Consider the following 15564-nt stretch of genomic DNA (forward strand, 5'->3'; position numbering starts at 1 on the left):
CTTGAGAGCCAATTGGAGCAGGAAGACAAACAAAAAGCTCCGGTTGCGCGGGCAACCGGAGCCGGAAGGTCAAGCTTACGCTTCTTTACCGTCGGGGACAAAGACGTAGCCCAGCCCCCACACCGTCTGAATGTAACGAGGTTTGCTCGGGTCGACTTCCAGCATGCGGCGCAAACGCGAGATTTGCACGTCGATCGAGCGTTCCATGGCGGAGTACTCCCGTCCACGCGCCATATTCATCAGCTTGTCGCGTGACATCGGCTCACGCGCGTTGGTCACCAGGGCTTTAAGCACCGCAAACTCACCAGACGTCAGTGGCATAGGCTCATCACCACGGAACATTTCTCGGGTTCCGAGATTAAGGCGAAACTCACCGAATTCCACCACCGATTCCTCAGAACTCGGAGCGCCCGGCGCTTCAATCACCTGACGACGCAATACCGCTTTGATCCGTGCCAGCAACTCACGGGGGTTAAACGGCTTAGGCAGATAATCGTCCGCGCCGACTTCCAGACCGACAATCCGGTCGATTTCATCACCTTTGGCAGTCAGCATCAGGATCGGTAACATGTTGTTGGCGTTGCGCAGCCGGCGGCAGATCGACAAACCGTCTTCGCCCGGCAACATCAGATCCAGCACCATCAGGTGGAAGTTTTCACGCGTCAACAGACGGTCCATTTGCTCACTGTTTGCCACACTACGTACCTGGAAACCTTGTTCCGACAGGTAACGTTCCAGCAACGCACGCAAACGTGCATCGTCATCGACCACGAGGATCTTAAAGTTTTCTTGCATGTAAAGACTCCACCAAATAAACCCATTGCCCAGACAGGATGGCAGTATGCAATGTACCACCCGTTCGCGAAAAGTCGCTTAAAGAATTGTTAACGTTTATGTCTTTTTTAGCTAATGTATCCGCAGGTTGCAATCTGATAGCATCAACAATATGAAAACCAATCTGATTACCCGAGAAGGCTTTGATCGCCTTAAAAAAGAGCTCGACTTTCTATGGAGAGAAGAGCGCCCTGAAGTCACCAAAAAAGTCACCTGGGCCGCCAGTCTGGGCGACCGCAGTGAGAACGCGGACTAGTATTTAGTTGAATTAAATTAATACTATTAATGGCTAAATATCTGATATGGTGTGGTTAAATTTAATTATACATACTATTTGGTGTACTGATGAGCCTTCAATTCGACCCAAACTTGATACTTAATACTTCTATCGGCTTTTTATTTGCTCTCTTACTTAAGTTTCTTTTGGACCTCAAGTTGGCTATTTATGCAGTTAAGTTCCTGCACTTTCTCCCAGTTCGAACTTTGTTTCGTTCCAATCCTCCAGAAATAAAAGGGGAATGGCAACAAAGCTGGTTCGTTAAAAGTAGTACAACATTCGATACAGATAGTTCGCGTCAGAGCGCGGCGAGAATGAGACAACTAGGGAGCTATTGTTACAGTGAGTTCCACTCTGGAGATGATACATATGTGTTATTTGGGAAGCTAGATCGTGACCAGTTTGTCGGTGAGTGGCATGACCTTAACGATTCTCTAGGATATTCAGGTTCTTTTCATCTAATTGTTAAATCGGGAAAACAAATGGAAGGTAAGTGGATTGGAAACTCTAAAACAACGAATGAAGTCAAAAGTGGTGATTGGCAATGGGTGAAAAAGTAACCACATAGAACCAGTGCTCTATGTGGTGTTACTTATTTCAAGCTAGTTTATGTACCCTAGAAATAGTGACTTCTCCGCGAGATTCAACTCTTGAAGTATTTCTACGAATGTATTCGGAGTACATACATGTTACATTTCTGTTGGTCATTCCACAGAGAACTGAAGCTAAAATATGTGGTTTTGGACCAAAAGGTACAATGGTTACATTGTAGTCATTTAATAGAGGATTCACTACCTGAAGTAGTTGCTCATAGCAGATAGATAAACTGTTGATAGGCAAGTGGAGTATATTCTTTTCACCACCTAGTTGATGTTCAATAAATAGCCTGTTCTCGTCGATACATTTTCCCACATATTCATGAGATGCTGCTGGTGATGCTAAGACTCCGTAAGACTTGCTTGGATTAATTATGTTATACAGCCTATGCGGACCATTGCGATCAAACCCTAGCATAAAAATTGCAGCTGTATTTTTTTTTGTTAGTGCTGACCCTTCACATCCAGGAATTACTTTTAGGCTTCCCAGTTCAACGTTGAGGTTTACATCTTGGTAGTACCCATTGGTGTAAGTAAAATCTATACATATAGCTATATCTAAATGCTGTAAAAGTATGCTAATGATCGATGAGTACCAGACTCTTGACATGGATGTATAGTCTACTAATACCCTGAATACTTCACCTTTGGGTCTGATAGCTATTGCACGAAGAATCTCGTGGTAGATTTCAGATGCATCAGAGTGAGATTTTTCTACTCGCTTGGCTTCTCTCCAATATGTTCTGTAAAAAAGATCCACATCTTTTCTAGTGTTGTCCTCTTTATGTTCGTTGTACTCGAGTATTACAACATGCTTCGCTTGTTGGTTATGGACAGTTGATGGTACTTCTAAGCATCGCTCTTCATAACCCGCAGAAAAAAAAGCAATGTCATATATTGTGCTTGCCAGTTCGCCATTTGAAATATCTTCTACATAGAGGTTATTCATTTTCATCACCATTAGAACTAAATAAGCTCATTTGCTGATTGAGCTGCTTAGCATGAGCAATCTTGTTAACTAAGCCTTTGTATTTTGGCTGTTTGAGAATTTTAGATAAACTAACAGTTTTTCCTTTTCTCGGCATTATGAAAAAGTGAGGGGATAGGCAGAAAGCCAAGCAGAAAACACCAGATTTTACAGGCATTTTATTTCCATCCTCTCGTTTTGTTAGATCTGGATAAAGCAGTCCCAAATCAACAGCACTTTTTATATGCTCCCAAACATCATCATCCATATAATCAAATGTAACTGAACTTATATTTTCCGTTGCAATTTTATGATTATGCGTTTGTTCTTTGATATACCGTCCTATTGAACTTATGATATCAAAAGCTTGAGTCCCATTTTTTTCTATGTTTAGATTTTCGAGCTCTATTGATGAGTAGTCTCTAAGCCTTCTTCCTTGTTCATTCGGTGATACTTTAAGTTGCTCCTGGCTTGCTTTGCTCTTTAGCTTATCCGCTAAAAGAAAGTTATATAGCCTCAGTAGCCTTCTTGGGTTTCCATCAGAGCATTTTGCTACAAGAGATGAGCCAGAATATATTCTAGGAGAGGAATTTCCAGTAAATACTTTATGTGCTTCTCTTAATAATAATAATCCGCTTGTCTTATTTATTATTGAGGAGTTCAAAAGAGACCGATTTCCTTTTTCTAAATAATTGTTCAATCTTTTTTTAGTAACGTCATCAAAGTTCTCTCTTGCAAGAGCTATGAAATTGTCGTAGCCAATAGTTTCTTTGGGGTTGTCAAGTAAGTCGGATTCCCCAAATATATCTTTTAATGATATCTCTTTAGAGTAACCAGCGCTTCGAAGTCGGCTTTGAAGCAAAGACTCAGCGAAGCTGAAAAGTTCTCGTTTTTTTTGTTCACTAGAGAAGCTTTCTAGCCCAAGATTATCAACATACAGATACTCAAAATCGTGCCCAATAGCTAATGGAGCACTGCTATCAGTATTTAGAGAGTGGTGCTTATATGGCATTGTTGTAATCTTAAAGACTAGCTCTTTGTATGAGCGCATTTGAGAGTTCAAAATAATATGTTGAGCTTCAGTTAAAAATTCAGCCTCATCGATACACAAAACCCAACTTGAATTATCGGAGATGCTTAATTCTCGATTTATGATCTTAACTGCTTGAATGAAGGGTTCAAACAAAGGTAGTGAGAATGCAATTCCATTCGATAACTCCTCATCGCTAAGAGTAATTCCGAGTTTGGACTTATTAATTGCCAAGTGTTTTTTGAACTCAATATCTTCTAGTTCTTGCTCTATATGTGTAAGCTGAGTTAAAGGCTTTGAGAACCACTTTTCAGATATTTTCTTTGATAGACTTCTCTCACAAAGCACTCGTTCAATTTCATCTGGAATATTAGCTTTTGTAAGGCTCTTTATTGTTGAAATTAATCTACTGCATGAAGATAAGTTTAGACTCCAGATGAAATAATCGTTGTCTTTATCTAGTGTTTTGACCCATTCAATTTTTAATGGTACATATGTCCCTATCAACAAGTTATTTTTAATGATATCTCTGGCTTTGTCACCATTGTATTTAGATAAGTATTCATGAGATAACATCTTCACTAGAGCTGTCTTACCAGAACCTCTGGAACCGAGAACGATGTTATTTTTGTTTGATAACAAACGATCAAATGAATAGGTCCAAATGAATTCATCAGCTAGTTGAGTGGAGTTCAGGTATCGTGCATTTGAATGTTCAAAGATGCTGCTTCTTTCAGACATGCTCAGACTCCTACCTTGATAAACACAAACGACGTTGAATCGTTAATTGGGTATGTTTCGAACCCTAGTTCTTTTTCTAAACTCTGAACCACTTTTTCAATCAGCCTTGAATGACAAAACCCAAAGCTACGCTCTACTTGGATTACTTCGTCCCACTTCACATGATCTTTTCTAGAAAAGAGGTTCTTTAGAATATTGCTCAGGCTTTCCTTTAGCTCTTTAAAGCCTAAGCTGTTTCCGAAGTTTTCTATATGATTTACACCAGATAGCTTTTTTTGCTGCCAGTTAATCCAGCCATGTCCAGCGTACCTAGCCCAACTAATGAGCCTGCCTTTAGGAAGTTTTACATCTTCTAAAGATACATCAATGATATGAAAAAAATTGCCCTGACCTTGCAACCATCGGTCATCTAATCTGGAAGAGAAACTACCAGCACAGATGATGTTGACAGGATGCATAACTTCATCAATGTGAAGTTTTATTTGGGGGATGTGTTTATGACCATGCACTATGAACCCTATATCGTAGTTTGTCGCTAAGTTCATCAATTGTGCTGAATTGTTAAGGATACTTAAGTCGGCTGTTTCGTATGGATAGTCAGGGTATTGTACTGGATGATGGTGTAACAGAAATACGATACATTTGTGTTTCAGGCTGTCTTTGTTACTCTCCAGCCAAGAACCAAGTGCTTCTATGGTTTTGGAGCATACAGAGCCGTGATGTACGTCTGATTCCGAAGAGTCATGTGCAGCAGAATTAATTGCGACTACAGTAAATGGGTCTAATTCGTGAATCGAGAACCACGGTGGCTCAGTTAAATTTCCAAATGTAGCATTGCCCTGCTGCTTGATGCTTAATGAAAGGGAACGAAAATTCTTATATTTTCGTCTGAGAGTCGTTAGTTCGTCTTGCTGTTGCTGAATGGCCTTGCTTTCATGCTCCCAGTTGCCATCATGATTGCCTGGAATGACAAGAACTTTTTCAGGAGGAACTCCTAGTACTCTAGCACATTCGAGTATCCTTTTTTCTGCAAGTTCAAACTCCTCCTCGTCAGCTTCATGTGTTATATCTCCACTCACCAGCAAATAATCTGCGCCTATTGATTCTCGAGTGACAAAAGTTTCAAAATCCTCAAAAAAATCAGGAATGACCGCATTTGCAGTTTCGCCAATACTAAAGTCCTTGGCAATACTACCTCTACCGCAGTGTAAGTCACTGATTATTGCTATTTTAGAGTCCATATAACTTTAATGTTCATGTTAACCAATGAGCATATTCTCGCATTTAAATCATTGTAGTTAAACAACAAAATATGTGCTTTAAACTAGAAATTATTGATGATATTCATATAATTCTAGCTCAAGGACTTTCCGTATGAGCCTTTTGATATTGACTCAAGGACTCCTTTTAAAGCATTTATTCTCCCTAAAAGCGACACGTGGCGTTTCTTTGACCCTTGAACCAATACTGATAAGCGAATTTTTAGTTCAGGGAAACGGCTTTGAAGCGTTAGATATTCACTTTCTTCTGCGATTAGAATTTCAAGCTCTTTTTGATTCTGCTTTAGCTCTGTTTCAAGTGTGCAATAATTGTTTTCGATAGTAGGAGCATTATCTAAGTACAACAGCGGAGCCTTTAATCTAGGGGTTACTGACATCTCTTTGAACTTGCTTGTTTGGAAGTACTTTTTACTTCGGCCATTACCATTAGTTTTAAGCCATCCTTTTCTTTCGAAGAACCTCAACTGACGGTAAATTTGTTTGCGGGCCTCGTTTGCATCTGTTGACACTGCAAATGCATCCATCAATACATCTCTGGCTTCTAGTACTTCAAAACCATCACGATTCTCCTGAATCAAAAGTTTATACATAAGATAGTTAATTTTTTTGTGACTTTTCATTTGAATGCTACATATAAAACTAAGGATTGCTTAGTATACAGAAATCAGTAAAACTAAGAAAATCTTAGTTAATTCGAGAATCAAGATATGAGCCGTAAGTGTCATTCCAAAGCCCAATACCATTGCGCCTCAAAGAAGCGCGTCAAGAAGCAAAACTCTCCCAAAAAGCCTTGGGGGTGAGTATCGGTATGGAAGAAAGCTCAGCGAGTCCTAGGATGAACCAGTATGAGAAGGGAAAGCACACCCCAGATGTACAAACTCTTAAGCTCATTGCAGATGAACTAGGTGTCCCTTTGAACTATTTCTTTTGTGAGGAAGAAAGCTCCGCTAAGTTAGCTTGTTTGATTGCTAAACTAAGTGAAGAGGAGAGGCAGGAGCTTATCCGTAAGTTGAGTAGTTATGAGGAAAACTAGGGTTTGTTGTAGCTAATTGAGTTAATAAACCATTCCTTGTCACCTTCCGGTGTACGAACCGTTACTTCGTCATCCACTTCCTTTTTCAACAATGCTCTCGCCATTGGTGAATCAATAGAGATGTAGTCTTTTGCATCTCCATAGATTTCTTCAGGGCCAACAATTCTGAATGTCTTAACATCCCCGGCTTCATTCTCAATCTCAACCCAAGCTCCGAAGAAAACCTTTCCTTCTTGTTGAGGAGAGTAGTCAACAATGGTCACTTCAGGCAGAAACTTACGAAGAAAGCGAACACGACGGTCTATTTGACGAAGTAAGCGTTTGTTGAAGGTGTAGTCAGCGTTTTCCGAGCGATCGCCAAGGCTGGCTGCCCATGTAACGATTTTGGTAATTTCTGGGCGCTTTTCATTCCATAAATGATCGTGTTCTGCTTTGAGTTTGTTATAACCTTCTCTGGTGATTAGCTTTGTTTTCACTTCTACAATCCAAGTTATCTATAAGTTCTGTAGTGCCTTTTTAATTGCATCCAAAGTCGCTACAGGGAAAAAAGACTTTTGAGTATCACTCGAGACTATACTGCCATTTTTTCCAAGCTCCAATTGATGTCTGCGCAAAAACTCACTAGAAATAAGATACTCCAATGCGCTTCGCTCTAGTTCAGTGAGCTTGATAGGAGCTACAGATACATCAACGCTATCGAACACTTCAATTACCTGATTGATAGGGACAACTTCATTAAGTAATCGCTCCGCTTCCTTTTTCTGAGAGTAGAGAATGTTGGCTTGAAGCTTAACTACTGGATCGTCTAGTTCATCTATCCAAGCGTGCATCTTACCTTTTGAGGTGTTTCGTGCCGGCCCTGGTTGGTCTTTTTGTGCAGAGTTGAAGCTAGCAATTAAGGCTCGGTATGATTCACCCGTCTTGTTTCGGATGCTTTGTGCAGCTGGAACACCTCGCCCTTTTCCAAGACGAGCTATCGTTGAATAACTGAAGTCGTTCAATCCACGCTCTTGCTGTTCCTTGCATATGGTGAACACGGCCTCTAATGATTTTTGTACCCGAGATGAAGCTTTCATTTTTAGCTGACTTAGTACTTGCTCTGGAGTAATTTCTGACATGCTAACCGATCCTCATTAATGATTTCGACCGCTCAAACAGTTCACGGATCGTCTTTTCATCGAACTGGCTATCTATCGAAAAGTCCTTTAAAGTCAAACTCCCATCCATAAGACGGTTAACGTTCTCCCAGCCTTTCAACCGTGTCAGCATTAGCTCTGTTAACTGATTCCCGACTGCAAGCTGTTCTTCTTCTGACAGTAAGAAGAATTGTGGCTGAATACCGTTTTCGACCATCATTTTGTCGATCATTTGGGAGCGTCTGGTAACTGCCAAATCATCACTACAACTATGGTACAGCTCAGCGTTCGAACATACCTCTGATAGCTGATGAAAGCTGCTTACTTCATCAAGCTCAACACCTAATGTAAACTCATGTGGAACAATAAGCTGATAGTGACTCTCAGTGTTTTCTTGAGGGTTATGCATAAGAGTCTGACAATTATGTATATGTCGGTGAATCGCGTTCATATCCGATAGGTATAGATCTAACTTCTTCGCTCGTGTTTCAATTTCCGAGTTCAAATGCATACGCTCTCCAACCAACTTACGTCTATCTGACTCCAAAGCTGACTTCTCTGAGCTATCCACTTTTAATTTGTAAAGTTGGTGATCAATGATATCTATCTTTTCTGCAATATCATCCAGCTTCTGCCCAAGCGAAGTGTAACGTATAGACTGAGTATTTAAGGCTAGGCTTATCTCATTGAACATGGCTGCAAGGCCAACCATAAAAGCAGGGCCGGTAATAAAGAATCGACACTGAAAGCAATTCTGCTCACCCAAATAACCTGCTGGTACTGGGTGATATATATTAGCTTTTGTGGCTACTGGACTTCCCCCTTCAGAACAGAAAGCACCGCCTACAGGGCATATGCCAAAGTCTTTCCAAAGATAACTGGAAGCCGGCCGAGCATTGTCTACTGAATTTAGTAGATCCACAGATGAGCCTACCAACTGTGATTTAACCTCCTCGATTCTCTGTTGCTCAACAAACGATTTGAGCGTTTGTGTTGCTTTGCTCAAAGCTTCCTTTTCTCCCAACTCCATTTTCTCTCGTAAGTTGGCACCAGTTTTATCGCTCTTGAGATAGTAGATAGACATAATGATGTTTGAGTGACCAACTAGCTTCATTATGACTTCTAAAGGAATACCGAATTCATACGCGTACGCGTTGATCAAACTGACGCGCATTGAGTGCGGAGTGTAGGGGGATTTGAAGTGTGAAAGCGGTATCGTTTGACTCTTTTCCAACTCTTTGATCGATTGATTGTATTTCAGTCCTTGGTAGGTAGCCGTTGTAATATCATTCTTGCCAGAGAAATATAGTGCAGATGCAAGCCGTGTCGTTAGTCTGCCACCAAATGTGCCTGGCTCTTTTTCTAGATAGTCTCGGAATAAAAAGCAATTCGACCCTTTGTGCTTACGCTGTACTTCGTTTAGATTAGTGCGCTCACAATCAAGCCATTTCGTTGGTTCCTTAAGTGGATTATATTTCTGTTGCCACTTTCTCAGCTTTACCAACCAATATGCCAACTCTATAGGCATGAAGGGAATCGTGTAGCCCGAACCATCAAACTTGGTTTTGTTCGAAGTGTAGTGGACACCGAACTCTCCTTGGCCGGACTTATTAACCATGCCCTGTTGGTTGGTTAAGCCTGCCAACATAGTCCTATTTTTCTTCCAAATGACTTTACCGTTCTTAAAATCGGCAAGCTCATTGTCGGCCTCTCCAGAGTCACAGTAGACGATTTGCATTCCTCTTGCGGGGAGTTGCATCAATGAATACGTATAGGTCCAGTATGTTGGAAACCATAGAAAGGTTTTTCCATTTTCAACTTTGAATACGCAGTCAGGATCATTTTTATCTAGGAGAGAACCGTCTTTTATCTGCACCCAATCTGATGAAAAACGATGTAAATGGGTCAAGTCCCGATAGCGTAGTTTTTTTTCTATTGAATCTGAGGGAAATATCCACTCACGCCCTTGTTTTACGTATTGATAAGGCAGCGCCATCTTGTCTGTTTCATTAATGACTTGCGGTGCAACTTCTCCACTAAAGCTAACGTGGCTAAAAGGGTTTTTGGTTCCCTTAATATGAGTAACTTCTCCGGTCTCGGTGTCTTCCAAAATCAGATAGTTCGAGATAATCCAATCTAAGAATTCATTGATAGAGAAGACCCACTTTTTTCTACGTGTCACCGGTACTTGTTCAAATAGATGGAGCATTGGTTGAATGTTTGTCGAGCCACGCGTGAGGAACTCTAAGGGGCATGCTTCGAAGTCATTCGGTTCAATGTATTCGCGAACAAACTCACATAGATCTTTCGCTTTGGTATCTCCACCTCTTGCGGTTCTAAGGAACTCCTGAATTTTTGTTCCCCATAATTCCCATTCTTTTTTGAGATATTTAACTTGGTATGGTCGATCTAATCCAAAAAAGTCGAAAGTGTTTGTCCATCCTTTGCCTTTATAAACTTTTTCTGGAGCTCTTGGGATTCGGGGGTCTTTGAGAGATCTGCGCATCTTTTGATAATCTCTCATCGTTTTACAGTCGTGAGTACGAGTTAAAAGTGTGAGATCTTTATACTCGTATGGTCGTGGAATATCTAAAGAGTCGTACCAACTGATCCAACCTGTTAACTGTTCTGGTTTCGCTGGTAATACAGCCCATCGTTTTCGGGCTTTTCTATACATTCGAGAGTTGCGTATTCTTAGAATGCTGCAACTTAGCTTAAATGTCTGAAGATTTGTGATTTTTCTTGGGAGTAAGAAGTCCATCCAGGATGTCCAATCGTCGCAGTATACTTTATTTGGGCATTGAGGCAGTAAAGGCTTCTTACAACACTTCTTTTTGTAATCTTTAATAGATATAGCATTTAGTGTAGAAGCTTGCTTTTTGGCTTCCTCAAATGTTGAATAACAAGTTTCTAAACTAAGGAAGTCTTTCCAATCTATCCACTCTAGAGAGTAAAACCTTTCAGGATTAGATGGTAGCCTAGCATCTTTTTTATATACTTTGGCGTAGTGCTTTTGGGAGTAAATGTTGAGTTGCTTTGCTGCCTTTTTGGCTTGGCTCAAAAGAGGGTAGGGTTTAGAGAGTCTCCTATTTAGAAATACAGGCCATCCTTTCCATTCTGATTGATATTTTGTATCTGGACTGGCGGGTAATTTGGGATCTTCTCTTCGACGCTTTTTATATTCAGCTGAAGTAGTAATTCCAAGCGCTTTTACTGCCTCATTCGCTTCGCTATATGTTGTGTATAGTTTACGTTGCTCTCGTCCAAAAAATGCATCCCATCCTTTCCATTCCGCCTGATACTTGATTTCTGGAACTGATGGTAGTTTTGGGTCTTGTTTATAGGCGCCTGAGTACTGGGTTGCAGTCTTTATACCTAAGGCCAATGATGCTCTTTTTGCCTCCTCCAATGAAGAGTAAAATTCCTTTTTAGATTTAGAGAATAGGTCATTCCAATTTATCCACTCAGATTGATATTTGTTATTTGGTAAGGAGGGTAGGTAGGGATCTTCTTTGTACCTTTTTTGGTATTCTTTTTGTGTAGTAATACCAAGCTTTAAAACTGCTTTCTTTGCTTCTTGTAGCGTTGAGTAATGAAGTTTTTTTTCTTTACCAAGAAAATCTGACCAGCTAATCCAATCACTCTCGTAGTACTTGTGGGGGTTTGAAGGTAAAAAAGGGCTTTCGTGATACCTTTTTCTGTACTGGTGCACACTATTTATTCCCATAGCTAAGACCTTGAGCTTGGCTTTTTTGATTGTTCGATAGAACCTCTTGGGGGCGAATCCTAAAAAACCTGACCAATCAATCCAGTTTTTTGAATAAACTCTTTCTGGATGGCGTGGTAAATAGGGGTCCCGATGAAACCTTTTTTGATAGTCATTATATGAAGTGATTTGTAATTTTTGGGTAGCTATACTTGCTTCGATATAATGTAGATATTTACTCTTAGTCTTCATACTGTTGCATCCATTGCCTTACATCATTATCAGATGGGGCTATATAAACAAGACAACTCTCAGGGCTCTTATGGTGCATTGCTTTTTGAATAGTTAGTTGATCAAACCCTGCCTCCCTTAATCTATATCCATATGCGTGTCTGTGTGCATGTGGTGTGGTTCCCTCTGATTTTCCAACGCTCATTCCTATCCTAGAAATAGCTCTTGTATACTTCTGGATAAAGTTCTTCTTTGTTTCAGGTAGTCCTTGAGTATTTGAAAATAAGAAGGGGTGAAAACCCCGAGGTTGTGTTGCTAAATAAATTTGTAAAAGCTTTGTGAATTCAATAGCTTTGGATGGCGGAAAGAATAAAATGTCAAAAGAAAGGTTTTTGCTAGTTAGCAGCGGATTTTTCCATCCAGAGTGTAGTTTTTGGCTTCTCAAATATTCATTTCTTGGAAGGAGTCGGAAGACACTTTGAAGATAGTCTTTTCTATTTCTAAACCCTTGCTTTGGAGAGCTCCCATCAGAAGGGTGGAATACCGAAATTATCGAAGCACCAGTTTTTTTATCAATTGAAATGTCATTTATAAAGATGTGAAAACATTCCGATAGTCTTAGTCCCCCGTAATGCATCAACCAGGTCAAAAGTATTGAGCCATAGTCCAGTTTTCCCGCGGCATTTTTGAATCCTTGATAAAATAAACAATTGATTTGTGATTCAGGGAAACGATGTGCGGGTTCCGTTGATATAACATGTCGCTGCATAGTTTGAATACTTCTAACATGTAAAGCTCTTTTCATTGGCACATTCATTAGATGATTTAAGAAGCATTTACTACTCCTACGATAGTAGGCGCACCAAAGCATTCGTTCTTCAGCTTTTGTGGCCAATCGCATAGGGTTAATTTTGGGTAGTTCTGTTCCATTAAGTTGGTCTAGGTAGTCACAATATGAATTAATGTGTCCAAGTATTACGTTCGTATCTTCTATCCTCCTTGGTTTCCACCATAGACCAGTGTCATCTTTATCGTAATCGATTGTTCCATTTAGCAGAGCCGATACAAATTCTCTTAACAGCTCTGTTGATGATGAGAATTTTGTTTGCTGACACGCAATATACTTGAGTAATAAATTTATGGAAAAGGTACTTCTTTCGTGCCACGACTGGGACTTAAATCTATGTTGGTAAAGATATCTAAGATGGCTAATAAGCAAACCACTTTCAGTGAAGACACCATTCAACTCAATGGGCTTTGATATTGGGCTTGCCCGATAGAAAACTCGACGTTTTAATACATAACTCATAGCAACAACCAGCTTAGGATTTCTAAGTAATACTTAGTATATAGTTAGTGGTTCCTATATTTTCAAATTGATACTCAAGCAAGCTATCGCCTTAGTAATAGTGCGAAGTAATATCAAAATAGTACGCTTGTTCTGATAGAACTAATACCAGTATAACAAGAAGCGCTTGCGAGAAATTGATCGCCGTGTCCGTTATCTGAGAAAGCGCCTCGAACAGGTCAAAGTGGTCGACTACTCTCCGCAGCAGGAAGGCCAGGTGTTTTTTGGCGCCTGGGTCGAAATTGAGAATGACGCTGGCGAGCGGATGCAGTTTCGCATCGTCGGTCCAGACGAGATCTATGGCGACGCCAAAGGCTACATCTCGATCGACTCACCGATGGCACGGGCGATCCTCAAAAAAGCGGTCGACGACGAATTCACTGTGCGCACCCCGGATGGCGAGAAAGAGTGGTTCGTCAATAGCATCCGCTATCAGGAGTAAAAAAGCCCCGCACCGCGGGGCTTGACGTTATTGTTCCGAGGCGGGCTTGTCCGTCACGATGTAATCTTTATCGCTGCTGACCACCGCCCCGTACTTAAGAAAATTGCGCCCCAGAATCATGCTGTAATGGAACCGGCTGCGATCTTGCAAATTGACCCGGATCGCTTTCTCAATTCCCCCCAGGCTGACCCGCATCTTGACCACCGGGCGCACGTTGGCTTTTTCACCGTCCCGGGCACGAATGCGCATCACATCGACCACTTCGCGCGTAAACTGCTTTTTCATCCCCAGATCGTTTTCGTAGGTGAAAGTGACCATTTTCTTACCGTCTTTGTCGAACTGCTTGATGTCCTGTGCGTTGATTGAACTGATGTCCGCCCCGGTATCCAGTTTGACTGGAAAACTGAGCCCTTCCACCTGCGCCACTTCAATGTGACCGGCGCGAAACAGCGGGTGCACATCCAGCAGGTTCTCAGCGCGGGTATTGACCAGCACTCCGCCTTTGGCCATTTTTTGTCCCAACGTGAAATACGGCTTCTGGCCCTTTTTCTCCACGACATCAACGGCAAATGCCAGTGTGCGTGTCTCGCCGCCAAACGTGAACTCACCTTCGACAATCGGCCGGGTCGACTCACCCACCACGATGTTTTTGATCACCTCTTTCACCACTTTCTGCTCACCGCCTTTGCCATCGGGCAGATAGAATTCGACCTGCGGCTTCTTGCCTTCCACCAGCTCAAAACTGCTGACCCGCAGCAAGGGAGTGTTGACCGCAAACGACGGTTCCGCGCGCAACGTCACGCCGTCCAGTTCGATCTCTTCCTCAGGTGACACCACCAGCGGATGACTCTTAAGCGCATTGTTGTAGCTCTTTTCGCCGCCACGCAGTAGATTCTCCCGTCCGGAATCGATAACAAAATATCGGCTGGTGGTGTTCAGACCAATACGCAATTGGGTATCGAGGTGACTGCGATCTCGCAGATACACCAGCCAGTGTTCGGTTTGGGTGTCATTGAGCTTAACCGGCAGGTAGACCAGCGGGCGCGCCGTGCCACTCACACGCAGCATTTTCACCAGCGGCAGCGTCATCGCTTTGCGCTGCCCGTTGCTGCCGATCAGCGTAAACGACACCTGGCGGGCTTTTTTATCCACCTGAATGTCTTTGGCATTGGCAATCGAATAATTGTTTTTCAATGAGAAACTGGTTTTGTACGGTAAACCGCCCACGTTAACGGTCTCGTGTTTGCCAATCACCTGAGCTTGTGGCAGGCCCTGCAGGTAATCGTAACCGGCGAACACCCAGGCATTGTTCTCAAGGAAGGTTTTTCCGATCAACACCGGAGCAGAGAAACCGGAACGATCCGCAAGGTTCACGTCAGTGTTAACCGTGTGCCCGGCGATGGTCAGTGGCAGATTGATGGTCGGCCGCAGGATAGGTTTGTCATTGGTACGGCTGCGGATCATCGCAATCCGCTCAATGTCATCGGTTATTTTGATGACTTTGCCAGTGTACGGATGGCGTACTTCAAACGAGACCTGAACCCGGTACGGCTTGAACATGGCGTCTTCCCACTTGCCGTGACGTTTGTCCATGTCCTCAACCACAGCTTCCATCAGGGCATCGTCTTTCAGATGCTGATACTTGGGGTTCTGACTGATGACGTGAATATTCTCGGCATGCATTGAGGTGGTATCGGCGCCGGTGTCAATTTTGCCCGTGAACGGAACGCCCTTGAGTTGCGGAATGTCGTTATAATAGACATTCTCAGTTCGCCCCAGCACCAACTCGTTGTCGATTTTGTACACCGGATCGCGGGTGGTGGCTTGCAGATCGCCAGACCAGGACATCGGGGTGAATAACGCGGTGCTGAACAGGGCAAGGGCTAGAGAAACTTTCTTCATGAGGAGAATCCATGACTGTCGGATAAGTGAAACACAGTAAC

At 42.2% G+C, this 15564-nt stretch carries 12 protein-coding genes and 2 pseudogenes; 4 read left to right on the forward strand and 10 right to left on the reverse strand.

Annotated elements, in window-relative coordinates; all coding sequences use genetic code 11:
* Positions 1 to 75: 75 nt before the first annotated feature.
* Positions 76 to 795: an osmolarity response regulator transcription factor OmpR gene (gene ompR / locus VPR01S_RS07165; RefSeq protein WP_021704636.1), complete on the reverse strand. Its 720-nt coding sequence runs from the start codon at positions 793 to 795 to the stop codon at positions 76 to 78.
* A gap of 151 nt (positions 796 to 946) precedes the next feature.
* Between ompR and VPR01S_RS22095 the strand changes: the two are divergent.
* Both VPR01S_RS22095 and VPR01S_RS07170 read left to right on the forward strand, forming a co-directional pair.
* Positions 947 to 1087, forward strand: a pseudogene (locus VPR01S_RS22095) (transcription elongation factor GreB); the annotation flags it as partial.
* Positions 1088 to 1179: 92 nt separating this feature from the next.
* The gene (locus VPR01S_RS07170; RefSeq protein WP_021704638.1) at positions 1180 to 1671 is read left to right on the forward strand and encodes a hypothetical protein; all 492 of its coding nucleotides are present in this window, start codon (positions 1180 to 1182) and stop codon (positions 1669 to 1671) included.
* Between the two features lie 37 nt (positions 1672 to 1708).
* Here VPR01S_RS07170 and VPR01S_RS07175 read toward each other — a convergent pair whose 3' ends face one another.
* From VPR01S_RS07175 to VPR01S_RS07190, 4 genes are all read right to left on the reverse strand, one after another.
* The gene (locus VPR01S_RS07175; RefSeq protein WP_021704639.1) at positions 1709 to 2656 is read right to left on the reverse strand and encodes a hypothetical protein; all 948 of its coding nucleotides are present in this window, start codon (positions 2654 to 2656) and stop codon (positions 1709 to 1711) included.
* Complete coding sequence (locus VPR01S_RS07180) at positions 2649 to 4445, reverse strand: ORC-CDC6 family AAA ATPase (RefSeq protein ID WP_021704640.1); 1797 nt, start codon at positions 4443 to 4445, stop codon at positions 2649 to 2651. The genes VPR01S_RS07175 and VPR01S_RS07180 overlap by 8 nt, the downstream gene beginning before the upstream one ends.
* Before the next feature lie 2 nt (positions 4446 to 4447).
* Positions 4448 to 5686, reverse strand: a complete 1239-nt coding sequence (locus VPR01S_RS07185) for a metallophosphoesterase family protein (protein WP_021704641.1) — start codon at positions 5684 to 5686, stop codon at positions 4448 to 4450.
* 113 nt (positions 5687 to 5799) lie between these two features.
* On the reverse strand, positions 5800 to 6345 hold the full coding sequence (locus VPR01S_RS07190) for a VspR family transcription factor (protein WP_021704642.1): 546 nt from the start codon (positions 6343 to 6345) through the stop codon (positions 5800 to 5802).
* Between the two features lie 98 nt (positions 6346 to 6443).
* Here VPR01S_RS07190 and VPR01S_RS07195 point away from each other — a divergent pair, with 98 nt between their 5' ends.
* Positions 6444 to 6758: a helix-turn-helix domain-containing protein gene (locus VPR01S_RS07195; protein WP_021704643.1), complete on the forward strand. Its 315-nt coding sequence runs from the start codon at positions 6444 to 6446 to the stop codon at positions 6756 to 6758.
* Here the strand turns inward: VPR01S_RS07195 and greB are convergent.
* The 4 genes from greB to gmtY are packed head-to-tail and all read right to left on the reverse strand — an operon-like array spanning position 6755 to position 13140.
* A complete protein-coding gene (gene greB / locus VPR01S_RS07200; RefSeq protein WP_021704644.1) occupies positions 6755 to 7234 on the reverse strand; it encodes a transcription elongation factor GreB in 480 nt (159 codons plus the stop codon). The two genes, VPR01S_RS07195 and greB, sit on opposite strands and share 4 nt — an antisense overlap.
* Positions 7235 to 7252: 18 nt before the next feature.
* Positions 7253 to 7876, reverse strand: a complete 624-nt coding sequence (gmtX, locus tag VPR01S_RS07205; RefSeq protein ID WP_021704645.1) for a gamma-mobile-trio protein GmtX — start codon at positions 7874 to 7876, stop codon at positions 7253 to 7255.
* 1 nt (position 7877) lies between these two features.
* Positions 7878 to 11852 carry a gamma-mobile-trio integrase GmtZ gene (gene gmtZ / locus VPR01S_RS07210; RefSeq protein WP_021704646.1) on the reverse strand — a complete coding sequence of 1325 codons (3975 nt, stop codon included), beginning with the start codon at positions 11850 to 11852 and terminating at the stop codon, positions 7878 to 7880.
* Positions 11842 to 13140: a gamma-mobile-trio recombinase GmtY gene (gene gmtY, locus VPR01S_RS07215; RefSeq protein WP_021704647.1), complete on the reverse strand. Its 1299-nt coding sequence runs from the start codon at positions 13138 to 13140 to the stop codon at positions 11842 to 11844. Before gmtY ends, gmtZ begins: the two co-directional genes overlap by 11 nt.
* A 145-nt stretch (positions 13141 to 13285) precedes the next feature.
* Here gmtY and VPR01S_RS07220 point away from each other — a divergent pair.
* A pseudogene (locus VPR01S_RS07220) lies at positions 13286 to 13621 on the forward strand (GreA/GreB family elongation factor); the annotation flags it as partial.
* A 27-nt stretch (positions 13622 to 13648) separates the two neighbouring features.
* On the opposite strand, the gene VPR01S_RS07225 reads toward VPR01S_RS07220, so the two are convergent.
* Positions 13649 to 15523, reverse strand: a complete 1875-nt coding sequence (locus tag VPR01S_RS07225; protein ID WP_021704649.1) for a putative ATP-dependent zinc protease — start codon at positions 15521 to 15523, stop codon at positions 13649 to 13651.
* Between the last annotated feature and the right edge of the window lie 41 nt (positions 15524 to 15564).

The organism is Vibrio proteolyticus NBRC 13287 (assembly GCF_000467125.1).
GTDB lineage: Bacteria > Pseudomonadota > Gammaproteobacteria > Enterobacterales > Vibrionaceae > Vibrio > Vibrio proteolyticus.

What these genes read in the sequence shown, in the direction of transcription:
- VPR01S_RS07170 (WP_021704638.1), top strand. Translation starts at nt 1,180, where the DNA reads ATGAGCCTTCAATTCGACCCAAACTTGATACTTAATACTTCTATCGGC.
- VPR01S_RS07225 (WP_021704649.1), bottom strand. Translation starts at nt 15,523, where the DNA reads ATGAAGAAAGTTTCTCTAGCCCTTGCCCTGTTCAGCACCGCGTTATTC.
- VPR01S_RS07175 (WP_021704639.1), bottom strand. Translation starts at nt 2,656, where the DNA reads ATGAATAACCTCTATGTAGAAGATATTTCAAATGGCGAACTGGCAAGC.
- ompR (WP_021704636.1), bottom strand. Translation starts at nt 795, where the DNA reads ATGCAAGAAAACTTTAAGATCCTCGTGGTCGATGACGATGCACGTTTG.
- gmtY (WP_021704647.1), bottom strand. Translation starts at nt 13,140, where the DNA reads ATGAGTTATGTATTAAAACGTCGAGTTTTCTATCGGGCAAGCCCAATA.
- VPR01S_RS07190 (WP_021704642.1), bottom strand. Translation starts at nt 6,345, where the DNA reads ATGAAAAGTCACAAAAAAATTAACTATCTTATGTATAAACTTTTGATT.
- VPR01S_RS07180 (WP_021704640.1), bottom strand. Translation starts at nt 4,445, where the DNA reads ATGTCTGAAAGAAGCAGCATCTTTGAACATTCAAATGCACGATACCTG.
- gmtZ (WP_021704646.1), bottom strand. Translation starts at nt 11,852, where the DNA reads ATGAAGACTAAGAGTAAATATCTACATTATATCGAAGCAAGTATAGCT.
- VPR01S_RS07185 (WP_021704641.1), bottom strand. Translation starts at nt 5,686, where the DNA reads ATGGACTCTAAAATAGCAATAATCAGTGACTTACACTGCGGTAGAGGT.
- gmtX (WP_021704645.1), bottom strand. Translation starts at nt 7,876, where the DNA reads ATGTCAGAAATTACTCCAGAGCAAGTACTAAGTCAGCTAAAAATGAAA.